The 25,330-nt window shown below is 56.4% G+C and carries 26 protein-coding genes and 2 tRNA genes; 16 read left to right on the plus strand and 12 right to left on the minus strand.

Translation table 11 applies throughout. The annotated features are described in order from the left end of the window. Positions 1-65: 65 nt before the first annotated feature. Positions 66-602 (minus strand): LuxR C-terminal-related transcriptional regulator, encoded by a 537-nt coding sequence (locus tag AC2FI9_RS13365; RefSeq protein ID WP_058272193.1) that lies wholly within the window; start codon positions 600-602, stop codon positions 66-68. A gap of 204 nt (positions 603-806) precedes the next feature. On the opposite strand from AC2FI9_RS13365, the gene AC2FI9_RS13370 reads away from it, so the two are divergent. The 5 genes from AC2FI9_RS13370 (at position 807) to AC2FI9_RS13390 (ending at position 6,720) form a co-directional block, all read left to right on the plus strand. Then, the gene (locus AC2FI9_RS13370) at positions 807-2,102 is read left to right on the plus strand and encodes a short-chain fatty acyl-CoA regulator family protein (protein WP_496768230.1); all 1,296 of its coding nucleotides are present in this window, start codon (positions 807-809) and stop codon (positions 2,100-2,102) included. Positions 2,103-2,178: 76 nt separating this feature from the next. Beyond that, on the plus strand, positions 2,179-2,559 hold the full coding sequence (locus tag AC2FI9_RS13375; protein WP_113788253.1) for a response regulator transcription factor: 381 nt from the start codon (positions 2,179-2,181) through the stop codon (positions 2,557-2,559). Then, on the plus strand, positions 2,556-2,858 hold the full coding sequence (locus tag AC2FI9_RS13380) for a hypothetical protein (RefSeq protein ID WP_282169166.1): 303 nt from the start codon (positions 2,556-2,558) through the stop codon (positions 2,856-2,858). The genes AC2FI9_RS13375 and AC2FI9_RS13380 overlap by 4 nt, the downstream gene beginning before the upstream one ends. Then, positions 2,858-5,536, plus strand: coding sequence for an ATP-binding protein (locus AC2FI9_RS13385; RefSeq protein WP_496768233.1), 2,679 nt, complete (start codon positions 2,858-2,860; stop codon positions 5,534-5,536). The genes AC2FI9_RS13380 and AC2FI9_RS13385 overlap by 1 nt, the downstream gene beginning before the upstream one ends. 77 nt (positions 5,537-5,613) lie before the next feature. Beyond that, positions 5,614-6,720, plus strand: coding sequence for a FliM/FliN family flagellar motor C-terminal domain-containing protein (locus AC2FI9_RS13390; protein WP_496768235.1), 1,107 nt, complete (start codon positions 5,614-5,616; stop codon positions 6,718-6,720). 18 nt (positions 6,721-6,738) lie between these two features. Here the strand turns inward: AC2FI9_RS13390 and AC2FI9_RS13395 are convergent, their stop codons facing one another. From AC2FI9_RS13395 to AC2FI9_RS13410, 4 genes are read right to left on the minus strand one after another with little or no spacing between them, the layout of a single operon-like run. Then, positions 6,739-7,170 (minus strand): protein tyrosine phosphatase family protein, encoded by a 432-nt coding sequence (locus tag AC2FI9_RS13395; protein WP_108861797.1) that lies wholly within the window; start codon positions 7,168-7,170, stop codon positions 6,739-6,741. A 9-nt stretch (positions 7,171-7,179) separates the two neighbouring features. Then, positions 7,180-7,611, minus strand: a complete 432-nt coding sequence (locus AC2FI9_RS13400) for a DUF6691 family protein (protein ID WP_496768238.1) — start codon at positions 7,609-7,611, stop codon at positions 7,180-7,182. Continuing rightward, positions 7,611-8,033 (minus strand): YeeE/YedE family protein, encoded by a 423-nt coding sequence (locus tag AC2FI9_RS13405; RefSeq protein WP_496768240.1) that lies wholly within the window; start codon positions 8,031-8,033, stop codon positions 7,611-7,613. Before AC2FI9_RS13405 ends, AC2FI9_RS13400 begins: the two co-directional genes overlap by 1 nt. A 32-nt stretch (positions 8,034-8,065) precedes the next feature. Then, positions 8,066-8,929 carry an MBL fold metallo-hydrolase gene (locus AC2FI9_RS13410; protein WP_496768242.1) on the minus strand — a complete coding sequence of 288 codons (864 nt, stop codon included), beginning with the start codon at positions 8,927-8,929 and terminating at the stop codon, positions 8,066-8,068. Positions 8,930-9,174: 245 nt separating this feature from the next. On the opposite strand from AC2FI9_RS13410, the gene AC2FI9_RS13415 reads away from it, so the two are divergent. Further along, positions 9,175-9,390: a hypothetical protein gene (locus AC2FI9_RS13415; protein WP_496726068.1), complete on the plus strand. Its 216-nt coding sequence runs from the start codon at positions 9,175-9,177 to the stop codon at positions 9,388-9,390. 9 nt (positions 9,391-9,399) lie between these two features. Here the strand turns inward: AC2FI9_RS13415 and AC2FI9_RS13420 are convergent, their stop codons facing one another. After that, a complete protein-coding gene (locus AC2FI9_RS13420) occupies positions 9,400-9,618 on the minus strand; it encodes a hypothetical protein (RefSeq protein WP_170565420.1) in 219 nt (72 codons plus the stop codon). Between the two features lie 161 nt (positions 9,619-9,779). Between AC2FI9_RS13420 and AC2FI9_RS13425 the strand changes: the two genes are divergently transcribed. Further along, entirely contained in the window at positions 9,780-10,046 is a 267-nt protein-coding gene (locus AC2FI9_RS13425) for a DUF2312 domain-containing protein (RefSeq protein ID WP_058272185.1), read from the plus strand. Between the two features lie 13 nt (positions 10,047-10,059). Here the strand turns inward: AC2FI9_RS13425 and AC2FI9_RS13430 are convergent, their stop codons facing one another. Beyond that, positions 10,060-10,935, minus strand: coding sequence for a hypothetical protein (locus tag AC2FI9_RS13430; protein ID WP_496768243.1), 876 nt, complete (start codon positions 10,933-10,935; stop codon positions 10,060-10,062). 184 nt (positions 10,936-11,119) lie between these two features. Between AC2FI9_RS13430 and AC2FI9_RS13435 the strand changes: the two genes are divergently transcribed. Then, a tRNA-Thr gene (locus AC2FI9_RS13435) sits at positions 11,120-11,195 on the plus strand. Between the two features lie 206 nt (positions 11,196-11,401). Here AC2FI9_RS13435 and AC2FI9_RS13440 read toward each other — a convergent pair. After that, positions 11,402-11,884, minus strand: a complete 483-nt coding sequence (locus tag AC2FI9_RS13440) for a hypothetical protein (RefSeq protein WP_496768245.1) — start codon at positions 11,882-11,884, stop codon at positions 11,402-11,404. 236 nt (positions 11,885-12,120) lie between these two features. Between AC2FI9_RS13440 and AC2FI9_RS13445 the strand changes: the two genes are divergently transcribed. Then, positions 12,121-12,206 (plus strand) — tRNA-Leu (locus AC2FI9_RS13445). 8 nt (positions 12,207-12,214) lie between these two features. Here AC2FI9_RS13445 and AC2FI9_RS13450 read toward each other — a convergent pair. Continuing rightward, positions 12,215-12,712: a hypothetical protein gene (locus AC2FI9_RS13450; RefSeq protein WP_108862396.1), complete on the minus strand. Its 498-nt coding sequence runs from the start codon at positions 12,710-12,712 to the stop codon at positions 12,215-12,217. Next, on the minus strand, positions 12,705-13,454 hold the full coding sequence (locus AC2FI9_RS13455; protein WP_496768247.1) for a helix-turn-helix transcriptional regulator: 750 nt from the start codon (positions 13,452-13,454) through the stop codon (positions 12,705-12,707). The genes AC2FI9_RS13450 and AC2FI9_RS13455 overlap by 8 nt, the downstream gene beginning before the upstream one ends. A 604-nt stretch (positions 13,455-14,058) precedes the next feature. Here AC2FI9_RS13455 and AC2FI9_RS13460 point away from each other — a divergent pair. The 6 genes from AC2FI9_RS13460 (at position 14,059) to AC2FI9_RS13485 (ending at position 22,732) form a co-directional block, all read left to right on the plus strand. Beyond that, positions 14,059-16,251, plus strand: a complete 2,193-nt coding sequence (locus AC2FI9_RS13460; RefSeq protein ID WP_496768249.1) for a hypothetical protein — start codon at positions 14,059-14,061, stop codon at positions 16,249-16,251. A gap of 128 nt (positions 16,252-16,379) precedes the next feature. Then, positions 16,380-18,320 carry a type I secretion protein gene (locus AC2FI9_RS13465; RefSeq protein ID WP_496768252.1) on the plus strand — a complete coding sequence of 647 codons (1,941 nt, stop codon included), beginning with the start codon at positions 16,380-16,382 and terminating at the stop codon, positions 18,318-18,320. 218 nt (positions 18,321-18,538) lie between these two features. Then, positions 18,539-20,650: a type I secretion system permease/ATPase gene (locus AC2FI9_RS13470; protein ID WP_496768254.1), complete on the plus strand. Its 2,112-nt coding sequence runs from the start codon at positions 18,539-18,541 to the stop codon at positions 20,648-20,650. Further along, the gene (locus tag AC2FI9_RS13475) at positions 20,647-21,999 is read left to right on the plus strand and encodes an HlyD family type I secretion periplasmic adaptor subunit (RefSeq protein WP_496768256.1); all 1,353 of its coding nucleotides are present in this window, start codon (positions 20,647-20,649) and stop codon (positions 21,997-21,999) included. Before AC2FI9_RS13470 ends, AC2FI9_RS13475 begins: the two co-directional genes overlap by 4 nt. A gap of 72 nt (positions 22,000-22,071) precedes the next feature. Then, positions 22,072-22,443: a rhodanese-like domain-containing protein gene (locus tag AC2FI9_RS13480; RefSeq protein WP_496739760.1), complete on the plus strand. Its 372-nt coding sequence runs from the start codon at positions 22,072-22,074 to the stop codon at positions 22,441-22,443. 100 nt (positions 22,444-22,543) lie between these two features. Next, on the plus strand, positions 22,544-22,732 hold the full coding sequence (locus AC2FI9_RS13485; protein ID WP_496768258.1) for a hypothetical protein: 189 nt from the start codon (positions 22,544-22,546) through the stop codon (positions 22,730-22,732). On the opposite strand, the gene AC2FI9_RS13490 is transcribed toward AC2FI9_RS13485, so the two are convergent. After that, the gene (locus AC2FI9_RS13490; protein ID WP_496768261.1) at positions 22,733-23,491 is read right to left on the minus strand and encodes an alpha/beta fold hydrolase; all 759 of its coding nucleotides are present in this window, start codon (positions 23,489-23,491) and stop codon (positions 22,733-22,735) included. A gap of 92 nt (positions 23,492-23,583) precedes the next feature. On the opposite strand from AC2FI9_RS13490, the gene AC2FI9_RS13495 reads away from it, so the two are divergent. Next, the gene (locus AC2FI9_RS13495; protein WP_496768263.1) at positions 23,584-23,958 is read left to right on the plus strand and encodes a hypothetical protein; all 375 of its coding nucleotides are present in this window, start codon (positions 23,584-23,586) and stop codon (positions 23,956-23,958) included. Between the two features lie 63 nt (positions 23,959-24,021). On the opposite strand, the gene glyA is transcribed toward AC2FI9_RS13495, so the two are convergent. Then, a complete protein-coding gene (glyA, locus tag AC2FI9_RS13500) occupies positions 24,022-25,317 on the minus strand; it encodes a serine hydroxymethyltransferase (RefSeq protein ID WP_058274229.1) in 1,296 nt (431 codons plus the stop codon). Positions 25,318-25,330 lie beyond the last annotated feature (13 nt).

A 25,330-nucleotide genomic window follows, 5' to 3' on the forward strand; every position in this document is an offset into this window, starting at 1 on the left:
CATGAAAAGCGCAGTCTCGGCATGTCAGATGGGGGTTTTGCCCAATATTTCGAGGGGGAAACGGATTAAAGGGGCATGCCTGAGAGTTTTGCCACAAGTTCCGGTAGTTTGCGTGCGCCGAACTTCTCTAGCAAACGGGCCCGGTAAGCCTCGATCGTGCGATAACTCAGCCCCAGCTCGACGCCGATTTCCTTGGCGGACAGACCGCGGCAGGACATGATCGCAACTTCGCGTTCGCGGGTTGTCAATTCGACCAGCGGGCGGTCTTCTGAGATGTCGGAAAAGCTCCAGATGCCATGGCGAAACGGGTCGTCCGGCGTCAGGGATCGTCCGCGTGCACGGCACCAGAACAAGTCCCCGTCGCGTCGGCGCATGACCCGTTCGTCTGTGTAATATCCTGTGTCCTGCATCGCTTTAAGGCCTCGCTGTCCGATCCTCTCCCAATCCGCGACCGACGGGTAGAGGTGCAGCAGAGGCATATTGCGATACTCTGCCTCCTCGCCGCCAAAGGTGCGGGCGAATTGCAGATTGCAGCGTCGGATGATGCGGTTTTCCAACTCGACCAATCCGATGGGGGCATATTCGAAAGCTGGGTCGCTCATCCGGCTATCGTGCAAGGAATTCGGGAAAATTAGAAGAGGGTGGATTCAGATTTGGCAGATTGGGCACAGATTGGTGGGGTGGAAGGTAAGGGCCATCCGTAGTCACAGTTGTGAATGCTGTAAACGGACTATGAAAATTGGCCTTTAAGCTATAGAAACTTAATGGGAGTTTTGAAAAGACTGGATCAAATTGGGTGATGGAACATGCGCGACACGCTGACAGGTAGCCGCATTCGCGAGCGACGCCAAATCTCAGGTTTGCGGCAGGCCGAGCTTGCGCGGCAGGTTGGGATTTCGGCGTCCTATTTGAATCTGATCGAACACAACCGCCGCCGGATCGGGGGCAAGCTGCTGGTGGATATCGCCAATGCGCTGTCTGTTGAACCTTCGCTTCTTACGCAAGGGATTGAGGCTACGCTGATTTCGGCGCTGCGCGAGGCTGCTGCAGATGCGGTCGGACAGCAGGCCGAAGTGGACGCGCTGGAAGAGTTCGCAGGCCGGTTTCCTGGGTGGGCCGGAGTTCTGGCGCAGATGCATCGCCGGGTCGTCTCGCTTGAGCGCACGGTTGAAACCTTGTCCGATCGACTGACGCATGATCCACATCTTGCCGCGTCGATGCACGAGGTGCTGTCAACGGCCGCTGCCATTCGTTCAACGGCGGCGATTCTGGCCGACACACAGGAAATCGAACCCGAGTGGCGCGATCGGTTTCACCGCAACCTGCACCAGGATGCCGAACGGTTGGCTGACAGTTCCAAGTCTCTGGTGGCATACTTGGATGATTCTGAGGCGGCCGGTGACCGTCGCGGTGTACCCTCGGAGGATGCTGAGGCTTTTTTTCAGGCCAACGGCCACCATTTCCCGCAGATCGAAGCAGGCGGAAGCAGTGCGGACATTGACCTAAGCGCGATTGAATCGGCGGCAGCGCGGACTGTGACCAAGGGATATCTGGATACCTACGCCGCAGATGTCAGAGCCATGCCTCTGGACGACGTGCAAAAGGCTTTGACCGAGGCCGAGCCTGATCCGCTGGCTCTGGCGGCACGGTTTTCAGTAGATATCCCGACAGTCCTGCGGCGGCTGGCTACATTGCCCGAAGGATATCTAGGGCGGCCCACCGGGCTGGTGGTCTGTGACGCGTCCGGCAGTATCCTGTTCAGTAAATCCGTGCCGGGTTTCGCCATGCCACGCTTTGGCGAAGCCTGCCCGTTCTGGCCCATCTTTCAGGCGCTGAACAGACCATTGGTTCCGATCCGTAAACGTGTTGTGCAATTGGGGCGAACGGCGGCCGAGTTCGACTGCTATGCCTACGCGTGGCCGCAGGCGGTTTCAGGATATGACGATGCGCCGGCCTATCATTCAGTCATGCTTGTCCGAGCGGTGGAAGAGGGGGCTCCGAGCGCGCAATCCGTGACCCGGGTCGGCCCAAGCTGCCGGGTTTGCCCGAATGACGCCTGTGCATCGCGCCGAGAGCCGTCGATTTTGAGCGAAGGTTTTTGACAGTTTCCTGACAGAAGGCTTAAGCTGACGCCGACAGGTTCACGGACAGAACCTGTCATGGGGAGGAATGGAACATATGAGCCGTAAGGTTCTGTTAATTGAGGATGAGCCCAACATCGCTGAGGCCATTCGATTTTTGCTGACCCGCGAGGGATGGCACGTTGAAACGCACGCAGAAGGGTCGGATGCGATAGAAGTCATTCAGGGCGCAAACCCTGATCTGGTCATTCTGGACGTTATGCTGCCCGGCAAAAGCGGGATGGAGATTTTGCGCAACCTGCGCGAGCTTGAGGGCATGCAGCATTTGCCCGTTTTGATGCTGACAGCGCGCGGGCAATCGCGCGACCGGGAAATGGCTGAAAATGCCGGGGTCAGCCGCTTTATGACCAAACCGTTTTCCAACGCCGAAGTGCTGACAGCGGTGCGAGACCTGCACGCGCAGGCAACGCGGTCATGAACTCGGGCGAAGATCGCAAACCCCAAGGGGTCCGGCCTTCGCTATTTCTCGAGCGTCAAAGTTATCGCCGCCGCAGGTTGATGGATGCCGCGCGTCTTTTGCCCATTCTGGGGGCGGCTCTTGTTGCCATTCCGCTGCTCTGGCCAAGCCAAGGCTCATCTGATGATGGTGTGCCGCTGTCTTCAGCAGTTCTGTATATCTTCACGTGCTGGGCTTTGCTGATCATAATCAGTCTGATCTTTGGATTTGCAGCCAGACGAATGGTTGTAAGTGACGATGCCGAGGCAGAGTCGGATTGATGGCCACACTAAACGTTCTGATCCTGGTTTGCCTCGGCTATGTCGTTCTGTTGTTCGGGGTGGCTTTTGCCGCTGACCGGATGGCGGCCGCTGGCCGAGGGGCGTGGTTGCGGTCTCCGCTGATTTATACCTTGTCGCTGTCGATTTATTGCACGGCTTGGACCTTTTACGGCGCGGTCGGAAATGCTGCGCGGTCCGGGTTGGAATTTGTTACGATCTACCTTGGGCCAACGCTGGTGATGCTCAGCTGGTGGTGGGGTCTGCGCAAGCTCGTTCGGGTCGGACGCACCCAGCGGGTAACATCCATCGCAGACTTGATTTCCTCGCGATACGGAAAATCCAACACGCTGGCCATTTGCGTGACCATTCTGGCCGTTTTGGGTGGAACGCCGTACATCGCGTTGCAGCTGCAATCCATTACACTGTCTTTTTCCATCTTTGCAGAGGCTGATCCCTCGGGCCTCTACCGAGAAGGTTCCAGTGTGTTTTGGGTAGCTGCGGGCCTGGCGGTATTTGCTATCCTATTTGGCACTCGAAATCTGGACGCGAATGAGCGTCACCACGGCGTGGTCACCGCCATTGCGTTGGAATCGGTCGTCAAACTGTTCGCCTTGCTTGCGGTTGGTGTCTTCGTGGTTTGGGGGGTTGCGGGTGGGATCGGCCCGATGATGGATCGCATCGATGCCTCGGAAATCGGGCAATGGAATGTGGATGCCGGACGTTGGACGACCTTCATCTTCCTCTCGGCTGCCGCTTTCATCTGTTTACCGCGGATGTTTCAGGTGATGGTCGTTGAAAATGCGGATGAGGGGCATCTGAGAACCGCTGCTTGGGCTTTCCCGTTATATCTGCTGTTGATGAGCCTGTTTGTCGTGCCCATCGCCGTCGTGGGGCTGGATTTGATGCCCGAAGGCTCGAACCCTGACCTGTTCGTGCTGACGGTGCCCTTGTCGCAGGGGAACGACTGGCTGGCGATGCTGTCGTTTATCGGCGGGTTTTCCTCGGCCACGTCTATGGTCATCGTGACGGCAATGGCGTTGTCGACCATGGTGTCGAACCATCTGGTCATGCCGATCTGGCTAAGCACGCAAGGGGGGGCGGGTTCGGTCTCGGGTGATGTGCGCAACGTGGTGCTGATGGCGCGGCGCGTGTCCATCGCGGTCATCATGGCGCTGGGTTACTATTACTACCGCTTGTCGGGCGGTGGGGCTGCACTGGCGTCGATCGGGCTGGTGGCCTTCGCGGGCATTTCCCAGATCCTGCCAGCGCTGGTAGGAGGGTTGTTCTGGCGCGGGGCCACGCGAACCGGGGCGTTGGTGGGGCTGACGGTTGGTTTTGTGCTGTGGATTTACACCTTGTTACTACCGGGGATGGGCGGGGCAATAATGCCCGACTCGGTGTTGCAGAACGGTCCCTTCGGGTGGGGCTGGCTGCGCCCAAGGGCCCTTTTCGGGATCGAAGGAATGGACCCCATGGTCCACTCGGTCATGTGGTCGTTGGCATTGAATACGGCTGCGTTCTGCGCCGCGTCATTGTTGAGCTTTCCCAGCCCGTTGGAGCGTCTTCAGGGCGCGCAGTTCGTCAATGTTTTTGACCACTCGGTCTCACCTGCTGGTTGGACCGGGTCGGTTGCGCAAAGCGAAGACCTGATGATCATGACACAGCGCATTCTGGGCTCTGGCCCGGCGCAGGAGTTCTTTCAGCACGAGGCCGAAGCACAGGGTGGACGGACAAGCTTGCCGGAACCCACGCCGGGTTTTTTGGAAAGACTGGAACGTGAACTCAGCGGCTCGGTCGGCGCGGCCACGGCCCATGCGATGATCGGGCAGATTGTCGGTGGATCGTCCGTTTCGGTTGAGGACTTGCTTGCGGTGGCTGACGAGTCGGCGGAACTGTTGGAGTATTCCAGCCAGCTTGAGGCCAAATCCGCCGAGCTCAGCCGTACCGCGCGCCAATTGCGGGAGGCGAATACCAAGCTGACACAGATCTCGGAACAAAAAGACGGGTTCCTTAGTCAGGTCAGCCATGAACTTCGGACGCCGATGACCTCAATCCGAGCCTTTTCCGAGATCATGCGCGATACGGACGGTCTGAGTGCCGAAGAGCAAACGCGCTATGCCGCGATTATCCACGATGAGGCGCTACGACTGACTCGCCTGCTGGACGATTTGCTGGACCTGAGCGTTCTGGAAAGTGGTCGTGTGAGCCTGAATATGGGTGGGGATACCCTTGGTTCGATCCTGGATCGGGCGGTCTCAAGCGCATTGGCGGGGTCACATCCAAAACTCAGGATTCGCCGCTCGCGACCGTCCGAGCGTATTCCGTTGAACACTGATCTTGATCGGTTGGGGCAGGTCTTTATCAATCTGATTTCGAACGCGCAGAAATATTGCGACGCGGATGAACCCGTTCTGACCATTTCGGCCCATGATGTCGGGGGGCAGCTCGTCATTGATTTCACCGATAACGGCAGTGGCATCCCACCCGAAGCGCAATCGATGGTGTTCGAAAAGTTTGCCCGTGTCGGTGGGGACAAGGCGGGTGGCGCTGGTTTGGGGCTGGCGATCTGTCGCGAGATCATGCAGCGTCTGGGCGGCGAGATCAGTTATCTTCCTGGGCAGGGCGGTGCGGCCTTTCGCGTCCGCCTTCCGCTGGCGCACCGGCAAGCTGCGCAATGATACGAGCATAAAGACATTGGTAACCCGCCTCGGGTTAGACCGGATACCAGGTTCAGAAACTCAAATCGGTATCGGGCATGACGCAGTCTGTCAGCACAGCTTTGGCGCGCAAACTTTCCGCAGGACAAGAGGAACAAGGCGAAAAGCCGCGTTCCGTTCTTCGTGCCCTGCGACTGGCCTTTGCGCGAACGGCAGGGGATCGGTTCCAGCTGCCGTTATCCGTGATCGGGGCAAAGCAGTCTCTCAAAGCTCAGGACACGCTGGCTGAGGAGGTTGATGCGAACTGGATGCTGCTGCGCCTTGGCAACGCGGACGGGATGTCCGCGGCGATTTGCGTGGATATGGGGGTCGTGTCAGCGATCGTGCAAGTGCAGACAATTGGTGAAGTTATGCCGAACCCGCCAACGGCACGGGAGTACACAGATACGGATGCCGCATTGGTGGCGCCGCTGGTCGAAGACGCTTTGGCCAGGGCTGTCGCGCTGGTCGATACAGCCGCCGATCAATCCAGTCTTGCCGGTTATGAATTCCGGGCGCGGTTGGCAGATCTGCGCTCTTTGTCGCTGGCCATGGTCGAAGACGCATATCGCGTGTTTGACTTGACGGTAGAACTTGGCGGTGGGTTGCGACAGGGGCAGATCACAGTTCTGTTGCCCGATACACCGACAGAGCAGGGGGCCGATGATGAAATTCAAGTTGCTGCCGGCCCGAAGCTTGAGCAAGCGTCGGGGGTTGTCCGGGCCGAATTGAATACGGTGATCGGCAGGATGTCAGTGCCATTGGCAACCCTGTCCGGGCTGTCAGTTGGGGACGTTCTACCGTTGACCGGATCACGGCTGGACCGCGCGGAAATCCTGACAATTGGTCGAACGCGGGCTGCAATTGGACGTTTGGGGCAATGCGGTGGGATGCGCGCAGTACGGTTGAACGAATGTGCTTCGGCTGCGGCGCTGGAGCAAGCTGAAATGCCCGAGTTTCTGGAGGCACGAAGCAGCGCGCCAGTGCCGGACACTCTGAAAGATCCGATGCCAATCGATCCCGCACATGAGGTCGTGCCGATAGATGAAGTGGCATTAAACGAATTGGATAGCGATCTGGGCTTAGGCAGCCCGGATCAGATGGCGGCCGAGATTTCGCAACTGGCAGGTCTGACGGGATTGGACGACATTCCCGACCCAACCTAACCTGAGTGACAAACGTCCTTAGCCGTCAGAACCGCGCATATGCTCCAGCGCGGGGCGCAGGTTGTCCAGCATATATCCGGCTTTGGTTGTGGCCTCGAGGATCTCGTCCGCGCTCATGTGGTCGCACTGACCTAAAGCCCAAACCACTGAGCAGCGCGTGCCCGACGCGCAATAGGCTAAGACGGGGCCAGAGCAGCTTTCAGCCAATTCTCGTTGCAGGGCGACATTGCCAGGCGTCATGGTTTGGTGGGTCAGTTCCAGAACCTCATATTCCATCCCGGCCGCCCGGACAGCCTGTCCGATTGCATCCGACTGCATGGTTGGTGGAACTTCCGTATTCGGACGGTTGCAGATGACCTTAACGAAACCTGCTGCGGCGATGGCTGGGACGTCCTCGACCGTGATTTGGGGCGAGACGGCATAGCGGGGGGTTATTGGTCGAATCTCCATGGCAATTGCTTAGGCCGCGTTTGCGGATCTGTCCAGTTGCGCACCAAGTCCGGGCGCCGCAAACATTCCCGTGATCATCGCAGCCAGAAACACAGCGCCGCCAAGGCCGCCATAGGTGATGGACGCGATAGCGGGTCCGGGACACAGCCCGGACAAGCCCCAGCCCATACCAAACATCACGGAACCGATAATCAGGCGGCGATCCAGCTCGGGCGGGCTCATCTTAGGAAACTGACCACCGGTCAGCGGTCTGCGGTGGGCAGTCATTCTCCAGGCGATGAGCATCGGCAGGATCGCGCCGCCCATCACAAATGCCAGAGTGGGATCCCAGTTTCCAAACACATCCAGCCACCCCTGAACCTTGGTGGTATCGGTCATGCCCGAAATCAAAAGGCCGGCACCAAACAGAGATCCGGCCAGCATCGATATGAGAACCCGCATCAAATCAGCCCCCATACATGGCGCATCAGGGCAATTGTTGCCCCACCTGCGCCGATATAGATCAACGTCGCGATGATGCCCCTGACAGAGAATCGAGAGATACCGCATACCCCGTGCCCCGAGGTGCATCCATTGGCAATGCGCGTTCCTGCGCCAACCAAAAGGCCGGCGATGACGATCACTGTGAAATTGTCGGTCAGATGGGTCATGGGCGTAGAAGAGAGCAGGGGGCTCAAAATAAGCGGCGTCGCGATGACGCCTGCGATGAAGCTTAGGCGTTCTAACGTGCGGTCACTGCCATCAACCAGCCCGCCAAGAATCCCACTGGCGCCCATGATGCGCCCATTGCCCAGAAGGTAGACTGCAGCGCCCAGCCCGATCAGCAAGCCACCGGCAAGCCCCCAAATCCATTCAATGTACATTCGCTATCCTCAGTTCGCCCGATGGGTCTGCGTCACAACTTGTTGATCGGCACCTTCAGGAACACGTCGCCCTGTTCATCCGCAGGCGGCATCTGCCCGGCCCGCATGTTAACCTGCAAAGACGGCAGGATCAGGCGAGGCATGGGCAGGGTTGCGTCGCGGGCATCGCGCATCTCGACAAATTCCTCGATTGATTTGCCTTGGCCGATATGGACGTTCAGGGCTTTTTGCTCTCCGACTGTTGTCTCCCAGGCAAATTCATCACGCCCCGGAGCTTTGTAGTCATGGCCGACAAAGATTCGTGTCTCATCCGGTAGTGCCAGGATCTTCTGGATCGACTCGAACAGCATTTCCGAAGACCCGCCGGGAAAATCGCACCGCGCGGTGCCGAAATCCGGCATGAACAGCGTGTCACCGACAAAAGCCGCGTCTCCGATCACATATGTCATGCAGGCGGGCGTATGGCCGGGCGTGTGGAAAACATCGCCACGCATCTGCCCAACATGGAAGCTGTCGCCATCGCGGAACAAAGCATCAAACTGACTGCCGTCGCGCTGAAACTCGGTCCCTTCGTTGAAGATTTTCCCGAAAGTTTCCTGGATCGTCACGATCTGTTCACCGATACCGATCTTTCCGCCCAGTTCCTGTTGCAGATAGGGTGCCGCCGAAAGGTGGTCGGCATGCACATGGCTTTCCAGAATCCACTCGACCCTTAGCTCATTGTCGCGAACATAAGCGACGATCTGATCCGCCGAGTCGGTCTTCGTTCGGCCCGAGGCGTGATCGAAGTCCAGAACGCTGTCGACGATTGCGCAGGCCGTCCCCTCGGGTTCTTGTACGAGGTACGAGACCGTATTGGTGTCAGGGTCGAAAAACGCTTTCACAATTGGTGTCATTTGGCTCTCCGTCAGCGCGCAACTCATCATATATGTTTTTCAGAATATGATGCAACCGGCAATCTTTGATTTGATGCGTGTCAAGGCAAGTTAATCCAATTCCGATTAGAATTTAATCATTCTGCCTTAGGTTGCCGATACCGGGTGGGCGACAGGCAGTTTTCCGCGCGTTTGTTCGCCAGGATAACCAGGTCTTAAAACCGTTACCTATATCGGCGACAGTGATAGAAATTGGGAGGAATAAAATGTCTGCAAAAAGTTTGTATTCCGAAGCCGAACACCTGGAGCAAAAGCTGCAGAATGCCTGTTTTGAGACCCGGCTTGCGCTTCAGCCCAGTGTAACCAAAGTGATTGATCGGATGCGTCAGGAAGGCATGCACGTGCCATCGCGCCTGCGACACCTGGATGCGGCTTTGTGCGAAGATGTCATCGAGGCGCAGTTCGACAATATGCCGGTCTGAGGCGAAGTGTCAGCTGAACGAGATTCCCAAGATCACCAGCATCAGGCCAATCACCGAAAGAAAAAGCGACGCCAGATTCCACGGCAGGACGCCTTGAACAGCGGCGCGCAATTCATCGTCCGACAGGCCGGATTTGCGCGCTTTCATCACACGCAGGATACACCAAACCAGACCCAGCAGGCCTGCAAGTGACAGGGCGGCACCGCCCCAGGTGATGATTTCGAACATGGTTCCCCACATTTTTCCGCAAATCCTGGTTGCGCTTAGCGGATCGACCGACCGCGCACAAGCCCATCGAGGATTGGATGCTTGCAGCTCACGCGGCGGCAATGTATCCGGCTAACTGCCGTTGCTAATGCATCAGATCGCAGCCTTTTGGAGAGATAAATATGGAAGACGTGACCGAAGATCAGGCCGCCGCCAACTACCGTGTGACAGCGGGCGAGCTGCGTCAGTTCGTGGAGCGGATTGAACGCCTGGATGCCGAAAAAAAGGATCTGGCGGAACAACAGAAAGAGGTCATGGCCGAAGCCAAAGCCCGCGGTTACGACACAAAAGTGATGCGCAAGGTCATCGCGCTGCGCAAACGCGACAAGGACGATATCGCCGAAGAAGAGGCGGTACTCGAAATGTATAAGGAAGCGTTGGGCATGTGAGCCGCGCCTGGGGTCAGGGTTTCAGGACCTTCACCCCGGCCATCGTTTCCAACCTGGTCAGATCCTGCTCGTACAGTTCGGAAAATGCGTCGATGATCTCATCGCTCCAGCCGGGCAGGTCCAGCTCTTCTTCCATTTTGTCCGGTTGAGCATGGTTCGCCAGAATGTCTGCAAGAACGTCACGGGTCTCAGCCTGTGAAAGCGTCGAAACCTGGTCCAGAATCGCCTGCGCTTGTGATTGACCTTCTTCGGTCAGCAAAGAGATCAGCAGGTCATATTCATCCTTGATCGCAACGTCCGCAGCAAGCCCGCCGACGCTGCGCACAACGTCCCCCCACAGAAGCGGAATGTCCTCATTGCACCACAGGGTAATCTGCACCCCGGGGGCAAAGTCGTGAACATCTTCGATCATCTCAACCCAGCTGAGGTGACTAAGATCATTGTTGCGGATCACGTCCTCGCGCGCCTGTTCCGGTAAAGACATCAGGTATTTCGGGATAAAACTGCCGGGGTTCCTGAGCGCCAGAAACAATTCTAACTGACAATCGCTAAAGGCCTCTTCCAGAACAGACACTCGTTTGCCCGCGAAGGGATAGAATTGCCCGTCCGCGAGCACCGAATCTTTCTCACCAATGAAACCCTCACTGGAAAAAATGGCTCGCGCTACCTCTGGTTGGATCGGCAGATTGCTCCGGATGCGTTCAATCTCATCTGGCAACGGCGGTCGTGTATTTAGTGCTTGGAATGCCGGTTTGAATACTTGCCGGTAACGACGAGGGCCAAAATAAGAAACTCTATTTTGGGCCAGAGCGGCTCCATTGGTTTGCAACGATCTGAGCAGCCGCCCTTCATCGGTAAAAGCTGCGCCTGCGTGGATAGCAACCTGCATGATTGGTTCTTGTCCTTGCATTCCTGAACCTGCCTGTCGAGTTACAGGCTGTGCTGGGGACAGTCAAATATTGCCCCCCACCTAAAGGTGATCGGTCACGTCACAAGGAAAATTCAAAATCCCTAAGTTTGGATGAAAATTGAGGCTTGCAGTCCGTCAAAAGAGAAAGTAATCGACACCCAGCGCCCCTATAGCTCAGCTGGTAGAGCAACTGATTTGTAATCAGTAGGTCCGCGGTTCGAGTCCGTGTGGGGGCACCACTAACTCTCCAATATCTAAGATGCAGTAAGGTACCGGAATGACTGCACGAACAGATCGATTCTGTCTCTGTCAGATTGAGGCGCTATCTGCGCGCATGCTCTAGCTGCTATTTGGTGGCTGATTGGGCGATATCAAAATTCTGTTTCGAATGGTGCGCGACTCACTTTTCCGCTGCAGTTGGCAGCGATCCAACGGCCCCCGATATTTAGGTTAATCCGATAGTGATGCCAAAGATGTATAGGCTGGAGGGCTCGGTAATCTTTTGCATGAACTCAACCCAGTCCTCACTGTACATTCGTTCGAATTGAACGGGGTAGGCCCAAACCAGATTGTGGACCGTGAAAGTTGTCAACAAGACCCCAACTGTGCTGGCACTTGCGAACTCTTTTTGCTTGTCCCTGAGAAACATCGAAATGACCATACCCGCCAGACTGGCCATCGCGATGCCGATAAAGTCCTGCGTGTTCACTTTGCCTGCTTCCGGCACGCCCACCATTTGAAACTGAATGAAACGGGTCAGAAAAACCACCATGGAGCCAAGCGTAAATGCGCCCAAGAATGCCCCTGGATAGGCGAGGCGTTTCCAGATGTTATCGGTTTTGGGTCTGGGATTTTTCCGGGCTGTTTCTTCCGTGCGTTTATTGATTTGGGCGATACGATCTTCAAAGGACTTTTGCTCGGTGCTCACGACTTAACTCAATTGCTTTTCTGCTCTACAGCATAGTTTAACTCCAAGTGGAGGTTAAGCAAGCGTCATGCAACCCAAGAGAAAGTGATTGAAGTGCCGCGGCGATGGACGGGCAGGGGAAATGCGGGGGATACCGCGACGTTTTGATGCCGAATTTTCCCAGGTGAAACGCATTGAATTCGTGATCTGATGGCCTTACTGAGTTCCTGAGGTTCAACAGAGGCCTGGCACGCTGAGCGGGCGTGATGGAATGGTAGACATATCAGACTTAAAATCTGAAGGGCGTATGCCCGTGTGGGTTCGAGTCCCACCGCCCGCACCAGCGCATTGCTAAGCCGGAAACCCAAGATCGTTGATCAGTTTCCACATTTCCCGGTTCGCCACTGAAAGTTGGTCGACGACCTTTTCGATTTCTTTCATCGCACCTTCGTCAACCGTATCCTGGCGGCCCAGTTTGATGTCCGTCTTCCGGTCCGCAATGCGCATCAGTATTGTCTTCGGATTGCCGCTGTCTGGGTCGAAGGAATAGATGCAATGGTTGTACCTGTTCCGAATTCCCGAAAGCTTGCTGAGACGCTTCGTGTGCTCAAGGATCGGGTCACGAATGTCTGGCGGGCGGCCCTCCATCTTGGCCAGCCGCTCGACCAGATCAATTCTGGCGCGGGTCGTGTTCAGCGTCAGAAAGATGATGACTGAGGTATCCTTGTTGGTGCGGGTCAACCCGGCGATTAGGTGAATCAACAGGCTTTCCGTGTTGGTCCACATGTAGTTCAACTTGCCGACCAGCAGGATTAGGCGGTCAAATCGGGCTTCGAAATCGTCAGTCAACCGGCAGTTCTCGCGCTTCGTCCGGCGCAACCTCAAAATAGAATTGCGCGGCTGCAGTCCGGTTGCTGACACCGATCTTACCCGCCACGTTGTGCATATGAAGTTTGACCGTGTGTTCGGTGATGCCCAGGTTCGATGCGATGATCTTGTTGCTTTGACCTTTCGACACCAGTTTCAGCACCTGCTTTTCCCGGCGTGTCAGCTTGGAGTATGTCGGGTGGAGGTCGCTGGGCTTTGAAGTCGCTGCTGGCGCACCATTCGACGGCGTGGGTGAATGTGGCACGCAATCCGCAAGAAAACACGGCAGGTACAGTTCTTCATGCAACAGCAGGCGCAAAATAGATCGCCATACATCTGGCGCGACGTTCATCGGAAGGTATCCGATGTCGCCGAATTTGCTGCGATCCCACTTTTCGAACGCGAGCCGGGCAGCTTCTTCCTTGCGATAAGCAAAGGCCAAGCTGCCCGATCCCGCGATTTCCATATAGGTCTGCGGTCGGTTCACCAGGTCGTCCAGCATCATCTGGTCGACGACGACCACCTTTCCGGCCCCAACTTCCGAGCCGCTTGGCGCAGACAGCGCGTCAATTGTTTCGATCCGGCGCGTGATCACGCCAAATTCGGATTGGACACCATGGATCGTTTGATTTGAATAGAAGAGTTCTTTGCCGACGAAATTGATCGAGAATTCTTCGGGATTGTAATCGTTTTGAACAGCATCTTCCTGAATCGGAATGCCCATTGCCACGCCCCCTTTTAATTAACCCACGCCGCGAAAAATAACGGCGAAATTGTAACCAGTACTGGTAGAACGGAATTAAAGTAACTTACGCTATTGGGGCACGACTATAGCTGAAAGTACAAGTTTTATCAATGATGTGCGCCGTTCCGAAAATTCAGTTCTAATGCTTTCGTTTAGGTCGGCAGTACTTCCTCTCGCGTAAGTGGTGGAAAACAATGGGTTTCCCAAATTGTGAGATTTGACCCGCGCGATTGGCCATTGCTGCGACTGCTATTCGATCACACGAGCATTACAGTAATGAAATCAAGGCCCTGGGCGTTCTAGTCCTTTAAGATAGCTATTCACGACGCGCTCTGCGTGTAACCATGATCCCGCTTCTATTCTGAAGCCTTAATTCCTGATGTGTCCGCGAATCGCGCATTTCCGCGAGCTACTTCCGCAGACACGGCGTCGGCTAAGCCGAGAAAGGAGGGTGGGTAAAATTCACTGAACGAAACCGCACACGCGTGTTTTGCGTATGAGTGCGGCCCTTATTATTCAACTGCGCCAGTAACCGTTTTAGAGATGAGTGACGGTCAGCGCGCTTCATAAGTGGAGAACTATTATGAGTAGACGCAACCAACCGTACAACGACATTACTGCAATCGGTGAAGTTGAGGTCGAAGAGGCCCATGTTGATATCGATGCCGATATTACAGTCGAAGAAGCTCAGATTGACGCAAATCTAAATGAGCAAGAGCAAACCAACGACAACAGCGTCGACAACGAACAGAACCAGCAACAACAGCAAAAGAACAAGGTCGAAAACGAACAGGGTCAGGATCAGGATCAGGGTCAAGACCAGGATCAAACACAGTCGCAATCAAACGAAAACGGTGGTGACGACAGCAACGACAACTCGAACAGCAATGCTGTGAACATTGACTTTGGTGGTGGCGAGTGGATCCCGCGTGATGACGATCAAGTCGACCTGGATCTGGGCGACAACGCCAGCATGGGTGACGTAATAATTGCTGGTCGCGATCTTGACTATGATCCCGGCGACGACATGAACCTCAACATTTCGTTGGATGGCGAAGGAAACGATATGTCTTTTGTCAGCAATCAGTTGGCAAGCCTTGAAGACAATGACGACCTCGACAACGCTGAGGTCGGAAACTACGGCGACTTCCAGCAGAATGGCGATGCCAATGGCGGTGAAGCCAACGCTAAGGAAGGTATCGGTTCCGCAGCAAATGGCGCGAGCTCCGGCATGGGCGGCGACAGCCGCGGTGGCGACGGCTATGGTGGCAAAACCATCGGTAGCGATGCGTACGGCGAAGGCGGTCAGACCGGCAACGCAGATGCAGACGCAGAAGGCGGTTATGGTGGCCATACCGGCGATGCCGACAATGAAAACACCGGTAAAGCGCGTTCGAATTCAGAAGCGGATGGTGAAAGCGGCGGTGGCGATGGTGGCGAAGCGGGTAGCGACTCGAACGCTGACAACTCGACCGACGCTGACAACGATGCAGACAATGCAGGCGGTGACGGTGGTTATGTAGACTCTTACGCAGAGGGAGTTGGGACTGCTGATGCCGACAGCGACTCGAATGCACAAGCCGATGGTGGTGACAACGAGTCCGCGTCCAAAGCCAAAGGCTACGGCGAAACCGACAACGATGGTGACGCCTCCGGAGCAGATGGTGGCGATGGTGACGCAGATGCAGACGGCTCTGCTGACAACGCCAGCGACAACAACACCGACGCCAGTGACAATGATGCGGGTGATAATACTGCTGACGGTACAGGCAGTGGTGAATCCGACAACGATACCTCGGCGGCCGGCGGTGACGGAGAAGGCGGCTTCTCGCGTCTCGTAGAAGAAGCCATTGCGCGCCTCCAACAGGAAATCTCGGAAAGCGGAAGAGGCGACGCAGATGCCGACACCGGTAATTCCCAAGCGGATTCTGGTAGCGGTTCGTCGACAGCCGGTGATGGCAACGGTGGTGATGGCAATGCTGGAGACGCCGCTGCAGATGTCGATGGCCAGGGTGTAGGCGATCAATCCGCTTCTGGCCCGGATGTCGACCAGACCTCGGGCGACGTTGCTGGTGCTGCCGATAACGCTACTGATGCGGATGCAGATGGTGGCGACGGTGGAACCAATACAGCTAGCGGTGCCGGCGATGGAACTGGCACCGGTAGCTCAGCAGCTGACGGTGATGGTGGTGCAGGTGGAACAGGCTCTTCGGCGGCTGATGCTGACGCTGATGGCGCCGGTACAGCACAATCTGACGCGGTTGGCGGCGGTGGTGGTGCAGGTGCACTCGACTCCGTGTTCGAAGCCGATGGTTCGGCAGACAGCTTGGCTGAAGCAATCGCCGGGTACGGCGGCGCGTCGGCATCCGATAATGACTCGGATTCGTCCGCTATGAACGAAGCCACGGGTACTGCTACTAGCGGTGCTGGCGGTGCAGGCGGTGCCGGAACGGCAACGGGCGGCTCAAGCGGCCAGGCCACTGTCGACGTTATGTCCGGGGATTCCATGGGTGGTGACAGCATGGGCGGTAGCTCGGCCGGCGCATACTCGGGCGACGGCGGAGCTGGCGGAAACGCAGGAACCTGGGGCTCTAACAACGGTGGCGACGGTATCATCAACGGCGAGTCGTATGCATCTGCAGCCGCAGTTGTCGATACTTCGGCCTTCAACCAGTCGATCGTCATGGGTGCCAATGTTCTTGGCAACTCGGTCGACACCACGATGGTTGGCGGTGCGATGAATTCGAGCTTCGCAAGCGACGACACCGACGTGTAAGTCGCAGTCAGGGCCCGAATTATCGGGCCCCGACCTTCTGACGAAACCGCCGAGGCCGCGACAAGTGGCCTCGGCACAACAAACCCAAAGCGGAAATTTTAGGCCGGGGCGGGGAAAAGGAAACCGATATGTCTCTCGACAGTATTACAGAAACGATAGCGCATTTTATTGGAACCTTTGAGCTTACGATTGAACAGGCCCGGCTGAGAGATCAGTACGAAGAATTCACGGCGCTTCGGCGCAAAGTCGAACTGGATGAACTTGACGATCCGATATCCATACGGATCGCTACTGAATTAGATCTCCCACCAGGAGAATATGATCCACTCCCTTATAAACTTCTGCCTCCTCCTGCCGATCTTCCTTTGCCGCCCGTGCCTGATGGGCCGCTTGCGTTGTCAGAGATATATGTCGGTCCCAGCTTCGGACCCGATCCCTATATTCCGGATGTTCAGTTGGGGACGGCGCAGACAGCAGTATTAATTCTAGATCCACAAGTCCCACCACTCATCATTGGCTCGGCCGTGACCTACACGTTCCAGGCGATTGTCCTGAACGACAACGATGTCATCGGTCATGGCGATTTTCGCGATATCGAAATCCAAATTGCGCAAGGCGAGCAGATGCTGGATGTCGCGTTGTCGATGCACGCCATTGCAACGCCATCTCTGAACATTGAAGACTATAAGTCTCTGGAATACCTCGAAAGCCTGGCTGAGCAGATGCAGTCGCCAATGATATCCCAAATCGAAGGCGTGACCATTTACCAGTTCCACGGCGAGGACGCGATGGGCGTTATTGTGAATGGCGAAGTGGTCGAAGAAATTCCGGATTGGAACGATCTTCTGCCCGCGCATCATCAGACAGAAGACGATGAAGAAGAAGACGATACGCCAGACATGACCCCGGACGAATGGGACCGCTCGGATGATGATGAGTTCGGCGAGGGCCATACGGTTATCGCGGGCGGAAACCTTGCGGTCAACGAGGTTAACATCACTGTGGCCTGGGTCGACGCGCCCGTCATCGCAGTGGGCGGCAAGTCCGTTAACCTGACAGTGATCAGTCAGGTGGCGGTGGTGTCCGACATCGATCAGGGTGAACCCGGTGTTCAAAGTGACACCAATGTGGTTCAGGCGTCATATATCGGGACCGAAGCCAGCGAAGAGTGGTGGCAGGACGACAATGTGGCAGAGCCGGGTGCGGATCCGATTGTCTCGGTCACGTGGATACAAGGCGATTTGTGGGTCACGAACTTCATCAAGCAGGTGATCGACGCCACAGATATCGACAAGATCAACACGGAAGTCACGGCTTCGACCAGCCTGTTCACATTGGGTGACAACATTCTGACCAATGTTACAAACATCGTTGAACTGGGCAATTTCTACGATCTGATCATGATCGGTGGAAACATGATTTCGGTCGATATGCTGCACCAGACCATCGCGCTGTTGGACGATGACGTCTATGGCGCCGGCAAGCCGGAAGAGGGTGACGACAATCTGGTTATGAACCAGGCCAATCTGACGACGACCGGCGAGGACACGGTGGAAGAATTGGACATGGCCCATGCCGAGGCTATGCCGTTGCAGCAGATTGATCGCGAGGCCTTTGAAGACGCTTTGACATCCAATCCGGACTACGCCGGCATGGAGTTGCTTCGCGTACTGAAGATCGACGGCGATCTTTTGCAGGTCAATTCGGTCGAACAGGTCACATTGTTGCAGGATCAAGACGATATTTCGCTTGAAGCAGCAGCTGCTGTTGATGCCGCGGTCAACGGAGCCGGAAACGCCCTGTTGAATGCAGCCAACATCACCAAGACTGGTGTCGACTCAACCATTATGGCAGCGGGCGGCGAATATTCGGACCTGCTGTTGCATCAGGCAGCACTGATTGACATCCCCGAAGTGCCAGACGCTTCGGAGTTGGCCAATGAAGTCATTGCCATAATAATGGAAGAGACGGCTGGGATTGGCGAAAACGCTATCGCACAGGCACAATCGAACCTTACGCCTTCTGAAAATGCTAGCAACGATGATGCGATGCAAACGATGCTGGCGTGAAATTTCTACCTGATTTGGTCAATTCGTGTTAGCGTAATGACTGTATTTGTTACGAGTGTTCCGAAAGTTATAAAATGTCGATTGTATTTTCGTCGCGTCGTTCTTCTGATGCCAGCCCGCTTGATATTGAGGGCGTTGGCACGCCCACGCAGCCGCATGGCAGCGATAAATCCCTACCAAAAGCAGCTAAGACGCCAAGTTTGCGTTTGAACAAAGAAATGCGTGTACCAGATCCAGAGGACAGTCCCAAGATGACTGCGAAAAAGGACGATGCGGTTGCCGCAAAAGCTGTGAAGCCCAAAAAGCAGGCGACCAAAACCAGGTCGGAACCACCAACTCGTGCCGCGGCTTCGCCCCGGCGCGAACAGTCGCAGCCCGATCAAGATCAGAATGCCCAGGGCCGCGACGCTGGGGTGGCCGAAGAAGCCCAAAGCCCCGATCCTAACACCGCCACAGAAACGACTGCGCGGGTGACCCCCCAAACGCGCTCGAAGGGCGGTGAACACTTAGGTGCCACTATCGAGGCCAAGGCGAACGAGCCGATGCAACTCCGACAAACGGGCGGAGGTGACGGCAACGGGCCACCCCAGACATTCCACAAACGCACGCCGCCAGAGGATTTCCAAAATACTCTGCGCACCTCTCTAAAGGCGATCTGGCGCAATCTGGCATTTGTCCTGGTTCTGACCTGCGCGACCAACATCCTTATCCTTGCGATCCCGATCTACCTGTTTCAAATCAGTGACCGGGTGCTGACCAGCCGGTCTTTGGATACGCTGATCATGCTGACCGCCATTGTTGCAGGGGCTGTGATCTTTCAGGCGGCATTTGACGCGGTGCGCCGTTTTATTCTGATGCGTACAGCGGTCGAGGTTGCCGCGCGATTGGGCGCGCCCGTTCTAAGTGCGGCAGCACATGCGTCGCTGCACGGCAACGGCCGGGAATACCAGACGCTGGGCGATCTTCAGCAAGTGCGCGGATTTCTGGTGTCAGGCACATTGATCTCATTTCTCGACGTCCCCTTTGCGCCGCTGTTCATCTTGATGATCTTCCTGGTGCATCCGCAGCTGGGATCAATCGTTATCGTAACCGCGCTGTTGCTGATGACTATCGCGGTGATTAACCAGAAAATGACTGCCAAGCCATTTGCCGAGGCGAACAGATCCCAATCAATGGCGAACCTGCACCTCGACTCGATGGCGCGTAACAGCCAGATCATCAACGCTCTGGCGATGATCCCCGAGGCGGTGCGCATCTGGGGTCGCGACACGGCACAATCTCTGACATGGCAAGTACGGGCGCAGGACAGGAACGTGATCTTCGCGGCCATCTCGCGTGCGATACGCCTGCTGACACAAATTGCCATTCTGGGCTGGGGCGCTTATCTGGCGCTGCAGGGCGAGATCACTGGCGGTATGGTCATCGCCGCTTCGATCATCGCCGGGCGCGCATTTGCACCTATCGAAGGGTCGATCGAAGGCTGGAATGCATTCCTGCTGACACGTGCCGCTTTTGGGCGCATCAAGAACCTTTTGTCCAATTCGGCCCTGCAATTTGAAAAGTTGCGCCTGCCGCGTCCCGAGGGGCGCATGGATGTGGAGCGCCTTCTTTATGTTCCGGGTGGCACCAAACGTGTTGTCCTGAACGGCATCAGTTTTTCGCTTAATCCCGGCGAAACACTTGCCGTTATCGGCAATTCTGGGGCGGGAAAAACCACGTTGGGCAAAACGCTGGTTGGGTCGATCCTGCCGACCTCCGGCAGTGTTCGTCTGGATCTGATGGATATCCGCAACTGGGACCCACGTCAGTTTGGTGAGAGCATCGGTTATTTGCCGCAGGATGTTCAGCTGTTCCCCGGTACGATCAAAGACAATATCGGCCGGATGCGTGCCGACGCGACAGATGAGCAAATCCACGACGCCGCTGTTCTGGCTGATGTGCACAACATGATTGCCACGTTGCCACAAGGGTATGAAACTGTGGTTGCGGCAGATGGCTCACCGCTGTCGGGCGGGCAAAAGCAGCGTATCGCACTGGCCCGCGCTTTCTTTGGCAATCCGCGCATGGTGGTTCTGGACGAGCCGAACTCGAACCTAGACGTTGCCGGTGATCAGGCGCTGTCGCGGGCGATTGAACAGGCCAAGGAAAGCAAGATTACCGTCGTGGTGATCACCCAGAAACCGACGCTGTTGAGCGTTGTCGACAAAATTATGCTGCTGACAGATGGTCGTGTGGCGCTGTTTGGTCACCGTGAACAGGTGCTGCAACAGTTGAACGCCTCGCGTGGGAACAAACCAGGTATTCAGTCGCAGCAGGGGGGGCCAAAATGAACGAAGTTGTACCCGTAAACAATGACCCCAAGGATCCAGCAGTTTGGTATGCCGAGGTGCCGCGGTCGATCCACCGCTTTGTTACCATCGGTGTGATCTTGCTGGTTGTCTGCTTTGGCGGGTTTGGCATCTGGTCCTTTAGTGCGCCATTGGCCGCGGCGGTCATTGCGCAGGGCAGCTTTGTTGCCACAGGTCGCAATAAGATTGTTCAGCACCTCGAAGGTGGGATCATCGAAGATATCAAAGTCATCGAGGGTCAAGCCGTTATCAAAGGGCAAGTTCTTATGACCCTCGACCAGACTTCGGCCGAGTCAAACGAACGCGAACTGTTCATCCGCAAAATTCGCCTGCAAGCCATGTCCCAGCGCTTGTCCGCTGAAAACAATGAGCGCGATCGGCTTGAGTTCTCGCCGGAACTGATTGAAGCGTCGAACGATGTCGAGGTGATGGCGATCCTTGACGGGCAAAAAATAAGCTTTGATGTATCCCGTAAGACGTTGCTAAACGACATCGCTTTGCTGGAACGCAACATGGAAGCGTTGAAAATTCGCTCAAGCGGGTTCGAGGCGCAGTTGGAAAGTATGGTTCGGCGTTCGGAAATTTTGCAGGAAGAGTTCGAAACCAAACAAGCACTGTTCAAAAAAGGGTTGGTGCGTAAGGGCGACATCAACACGATCCGCCGCGTGCAGGCCGAGGCCGAGGGCCAACTGGCGCGGTTGACGGCTGAAACGGCTGAAATCAACCAGATGCTTCTGAAATACGAAGAACAGATTTCCCGCACGCGATCAGCCTATCGCGAGGCTGCGTTGGATGAATTGAGCGTGATTGCGGCTGATCTGGAAAGTGTGCGCGAAAAATCCCGGCAGGCCCGAAGCGTTCTGGACCGTGCGGTTGTGCGCGCCCCGGTTACGGGAACCGTAGTGCGATTGCACTATCATACGGCTGGCGGTGTTATCGAAACTGGTGAGCCTATCGCGGAAATCCTGCCTTCGGATGCCCCCCTGATTATCGAGGCGCAGATCCCCCGAACGGAAATCGACAGCGTCGTGATGGGGCAGCAAGCAACGGTTCGACTGGTCGGGCTTAACCAGCGTACCACTCCTGTGCTGAGCGGCGAGGTCTACTATGTCTCGGCGGACGCGCTGGTGGAAGATTCTGGAGGAATTCCGCAAGAGGTTTATCTGGCGCGCATTTCGCTGGAACCCGATGAGATGGACCGCGTGCGTGGATTTGTTCCCACACCCGGAATGCCCGCCGAGATCATGATCCAGACCGAGGAACGCACCTTTGCGGCCTATATTGCAAAGCCTGTGACAGACAGTATGTCGCGCGCCTTCCGCGAGCACTGATCGCTCTATAGACCTGCTCTTTCCCGGTTTACCGTGTTAGCCTCTGGTGAGATTCACCAGAGGGGACGCTTTATGCCATTAACCGTAGGCCAGATGATGGAGGCAGCAAACGCTGCCGTCGAACGGATCGACACAAACACAGCAAAGAAATTGATGGGGCAGGGTGCATTATTGCTGGACGTACGCGACGCGGTCGAGCTGCAGCAAACCGGCCGTGCGCAAGGCGCGCATCATATCCCACGCGGTATGCTTGAATTCCGCGCTGACGACGCGCTGAAATCCCATGACCCCGAGCTGCGCAAGGACCGCGCAATCGTGCTGTATTGCGCGGCAGGTGGTCGTGCGGCACTGGCGGGCAAGCTGTTGAAAGATATGGGGTATGAAAAGGTCTACAATATTGGTGGGTTGCCGGACTGGGTCAACGGTGGCGGCGAAGTGGCCTGATTTCTGACCTCTGTCCGTTGAAATCTGACGCAGATCAAGGCGTATAGCAGACCAGTTGTCTAAAGCGATAATCGGGCTTCTGACAAAAGGACAACTGACCATGCTACGCCTTGCCTCTATCCTGTATACTTTGATCGCAACCGCTCTGGCCAGGTCAGGCGTTATTGCTGTCCTGTCCGCAGGATTGGTGTCTACGGTTGCAATCGTTTCTGCAGCCGCAGCTGGCTGTGTGGCGGCCTTGCCAGTGTCCTGGTTGGTGGCGAAGAAACTGTACCAGAATACAGCCTGATCAGGCGTTAAGGTAGGTCCTGACCGCGGCTTCAAACTCACGAGGTTTCTCGGCGTGCAGCCAATGGCCAGCGCCGGGGATTTTCGCAAATCGTGCGGCGGGAAAATGCGCGCGGATGGTGCTGCGATGTTCGGGCAGGACGTAATCGGAATCGCCACCGGACAAAAACAGGGCGGGGCCGTTCCAGGATGCATCAATTTCCGGAAAGCCCATGATTTTGGGCATCTCGGCCGCCAGCGTGTCAAGGTTTAGAAGCCAACGCTTCCCCTTGACGTCCAGAGATTGCGTGAAAAAGCTCTGCAAAGCTTTTTCGACGCCCTGCGCTGCCAACTGTCCCTCGGCGTCCGAGCGTCTTTCAATCGTTGAAAAATCCACGGCTCGCATGGCTTCGATGAATTGGATTTGGCTGTGCGAATAAGTAACGGGCGCAATGTCCGCCACAACCAGCTTGTGCACCAATTCTCCGTGGCTCAGCGCCAGCATCATCGCAGCCTTACCACCCATCGAATGCCCGACAACATCCGCTTTGCCGCCAAGGTGCAGGATCACCTCGGCCAGATCTTCGGCCAAATCGAGATAACCGTGCTGATCTGTCCATTCGCTGTAGGCGTGGTTACGCATATCGACTGCAACGACCTGCCTTTCGTCACATAGTCGGCGCGCAATAACCCCCCAGTTTCGGGCTGATCCATACAGCCCATGCGCAATCAGCAGAGGAGCGTTTGAGGTCGGTTCACCGTGAATGATCGTGTTCAGCATTCTGGTTTGATACCTGCGTGCGTTTGAAACGACCAGCCCCCATTGTCGCCCCTGCGGGCTGAGGTTAGATTGCGCAGGCAGGAGGCAACGTCATGTCGCAAACCACAGATATCCAAAGCCAGATCGCGCAGACAGTGCAATTGCTGCGTGAAAAACTGGGTGTAAAGGACCAGACGCTGACGGCTTCGGTCCGCAAGGCCAAGCGCCGATTGCCGCGCCGCGTATACAAGCAGGCAATGTTGCTGGCGGGTGCCGAGCAAATGGCCTCGCACCCCAAGTTACGGTTGGTTTTGGACGCTCCGAAACTGGCCAAGGCATCGGAAGAAGTTCAGACCCATCTGAGCGGTATAAACCTGGCCGATCGCCGCTGGGGCTGGTTCCTGAATCTTCTGGGGGCGGTTGCTTTGGGGTTTCTGGCACTGGCGGCTTTGGCCGTGTTTGTTCTGCGCTGGCGCGGTTACATCTGACTGCATTCCCAACAAAAAACGGCGCCCATTGGACGCCGTTCTGATCTGTGATCCCTGTGTGGATTACAGGTTTGGATAGATCGGGAATTTAGCGCAAAGCTCTGCAACCTCGGCTTTGACCTTGGCTTCAACCGCGCCATTGCCGTCTTCGCCGTTGGCGGCCAGACCGTCGACGACTTCGATGATCCAATCTGCAATCTGGCGGAACTCGATCTCGCCAAAGCCGCGGGTGGTGCCGGCGGGGGAGCCCAGACGGATGCCCGACGTAATGGTCGGTTTTTCCGGGTCAAACGGCACGCCGTTCTTGTTGCAGGTGATATGCGCCCGGCCCAGAGCCTTGTCGACAATGTTGCCGGTCACGCCTTTGGGTCGCAGATCGACCAGCACCACATGGGTGTCGGTGCCGTGGGTCACCGTGTCCAGACCACCTTTGATCAGCTGGTCTGACAGCGCCTGTGCGTTCACGACGACCTGCTTGATGTAATCCTTGAACGCAGGCTGCAACGCCTCACCAAAGGCCACGGCCTTGGCCGCGATCACGTGCATCAGCGGGCCGCCCTGAATGCCGGGGAAGATGGCCGAATTCACTTTCTTAGCGATATCTTCATCATTGGTCAGGATCATGCCGCCACGCGGGCCGCGCAGGGTTTTGTGCGTGGTGGTGGTCGCCACATGCGCATGCGGGAAGGGGCTGGGGTGCTCACCCGCTGCCACCAGACCGGCGAAGTGCGCCATGTCCACGTGCAGATAAGCGCCGACCATGTCGGCGATCTCGCGCATGCGGGCAAAGTCGATCTGTCGCGGAATCGCGGAACCACCGGCGATGATCAGCTTGGGCTGGTGTTCTTTTGCCAGCGCCTCGACCTGATCATAGTCCAGCATGTTGTCTTCTTTGCGGACACCATACTGCACCGCATTGAACCACTTGCCCGACTGGTTGGGGCGCGCGCCGTGTGTCAGGTGACCGCCTGCGTCCAGGCTCATGCCCAGAATGGTGTCGCCGGGTTGGATCAATGCCTGGAACACGCCCTGATTGGCCTGAGAGCCCGAGTTCGGCTGAACGTTGGCAAAGCCGCAGCCAAACAGTTCTTTGGCGCGGTCGATGGCCAGATTTTCGGCGATGTCCACGTATTGGCAGCCGCCATAGTAACGCCGTCCGGGATACCCTTCGGCGTATTTGTTGGTCATCACCGAGCCTTGTGCTTCCATCACGGCGGCAGAGACGATGTTTTCGGATGCGATCAACTCGATCTCGTCGCGCTGACGACCCAGCTCGGATGTGATCGAGCCGAACAGCTCGGGATCACGGTCAGACAGGGACTGGGTGAAAAATCCGGTATCACGGAGATTGGCGTTCATAGGGGCTCCACAT

The sequence above is a fragment of the Ruegeria sp. CDSA246 genome (assembly GCF_059611225.1).

Excerpts from the sequence above, each read along its gene's own strand:
- AC2FI9_RS13410 (WP_496768242.1), bottom strand. The coding sequence starts at position 8,929 with ATGACACCAATTGTGAAAGCGTTTTTCGACCCTGACACCAATACGGTC.
- AC2FI9_RS13485 (WP_496768258.1), top strand. The coding sequence starts at position 22,544 with ATGCTACGCCTTGCCTCTATCCTGTATACTTTGATCGCAACCGCTCTG.
- AC2FI9_RS13475 (WP_496768256.1), top strand. The coding sequence starts at position 20,647 with ATGAACGAAGTTGTACCCGTAAACAATGACCCCAAGGATCCAGCAGTT.
- AC2FI9_RS13495 (WP_496768263.1), top strand. The coding sequence starts at position 23,584 with ATGTCGCAAACCACAGATATCCAAAGCCAGATCGCGCAGACAGTGCAA.
- AC2FI9_RS13395 (WP_108861797.1), bottom strand. The coding sequence starts at position 7,170 with ATGGAGATTCGACCAATAACCCCCCGCTATGCCGTCTCGCCCCAAATC.
- AC2FI9_RS13465 (WP_496768252.1), top strand. The coding sequence starts at position 16,380 with ATGTCTCTCGACAGTATTACAGAAACGATAGCGCATTTTATTGGAACC.
- AC2FI9_RS13430 (WP_496768243.1), bottom strand. The coding sequence starts at position 10,935 with ATGCAGGTTGCTATCCACGCAGGCGCAGCTTTTACCGATGAAGGGCGG.
- AC2FI9_RS13405 (WP_496768240.1), bottom strand. The coding sequence starts at position 8,033 with ATGTACATTGAATGGATTTGGGGGCTTGCCGGTGGCTTGCTGATCGGG.
- AC2FI9_RS13480 (WP_496739760.1), top strand. The coding sequence starts at position 22,072 with ATGCCATTAACCGTAGGCCAGATGATGGAGGCAGCAAACGCTGCCGTC.
- AC2FI9_RS13385 (WP_496768233.1), top strand. The coding sequence starts at position 2,858 with ATGGCCACACTAAACGTTCTGATCCTGGTTTGCCTCGGCTATGTCGTT.
- AC2FI9_RS13415 (WP_496726068.1), top strand. The coding sequence starts at position 9,175 with ATGTCTGCAAAAAGTTTGTATTCCGAAGCCGAACACCTGGAGCAAAAG.
- AC2FI9_RS13490 (WP_496768261.1), bottom strand. The coding sequence starts at position 23,491 with ATGCTGAACACGATCATTCACGGTGAACCGACCTCAAACGCTCCTCTG.
- AC2FI9_RS13470 (WP_496768254.1), top strand. The coding sequence starts at position 18,539 with ATGCGTGTACCAGATCCAGAGGACAGTCCCAAGATGACTGCGAAAAAG.
- AC2FI9_RS13390 (WP_496768235.1), top strand. The coding sequence starts at position 5,614 with ATGACGCAGTCTGTCAGCACAGCTTTGGCGCGCAAACTTTCCGCAGGA.
- AC2FI9_RS13380 (WP_282169166.1), top strand. The coding sequence starts at position 2,556 with ATGAACTCGGGCGAAGATCGCAAACCCCAAGGGGTCCGGCCTTCGCTA.
- AC2FI9_RS13420 (WP_170565420.1), bottom strand. The coding sequence starts at position 9,618 with ATGTTCGAAATCATCACCTGGGGCGGTGCCGCCCTGTCACTTGCAGGC.
- AC2FI9_RS13400 (WP_496768238.1), bottom strand. The coding sequence starts at position 7,611 with ATGCGGGTTCTCATATCGATGCTGGCCGGATCTCTGTTTGGTGCCGGC.
- AC2FI9_RS13365 (WP_058272193.1), bottom strand. The coding sequence starts at position 602 with ATGAGCGACCCAGCTTTCGAATATGCCCCCATCGGATTGGTCGAGTTG.
- AC2FI9_RS13375 (WP_113788253.1), top strand. The coding sequence starts at position 2,179 with ATGAGCCGTAAGGTTCTGTTAATTGAGGATGAGCCCAACATCGCTGAG.
- AC2FI9_RS13460 (WP_496768249.1), top strand. The coding sequence starts at position 14,059 with ATGAGTAGACGCAACCAACCGTACAACGACATTACTGCAATCGGTGAA.
- glyA (WP_058274229.1), bottom strand. The coding sequence starts at position 25,317 with ATGAACGCCAATCTCCGTGATACCGGATTTTTCACCCAGTCCCTGTCT.
- AC2FI9_RS13370 (WP_496768230.1), top strand. The coding sequence starts at position 807 with ATGCGCGACACGCTGACAGGTAGCCGCATTCGCGAGCGACGCCAAATC.
- AC2FI9_RS13425 (WP_058272185.1), top strand. The coding sequence starts at position 9,780 with ATGGAAGACGTGACCGAAGATCAGGCCGCCGCCAACTACCGTGTGACA.
- AC2FI9_RS13455 (WP_496768247.1), bottom strand. The coding sequence starts at position 13,454 with ATGGGCATTCCGATTCAGGAAGATGCTGTTCAAAACGATTACAATCCC.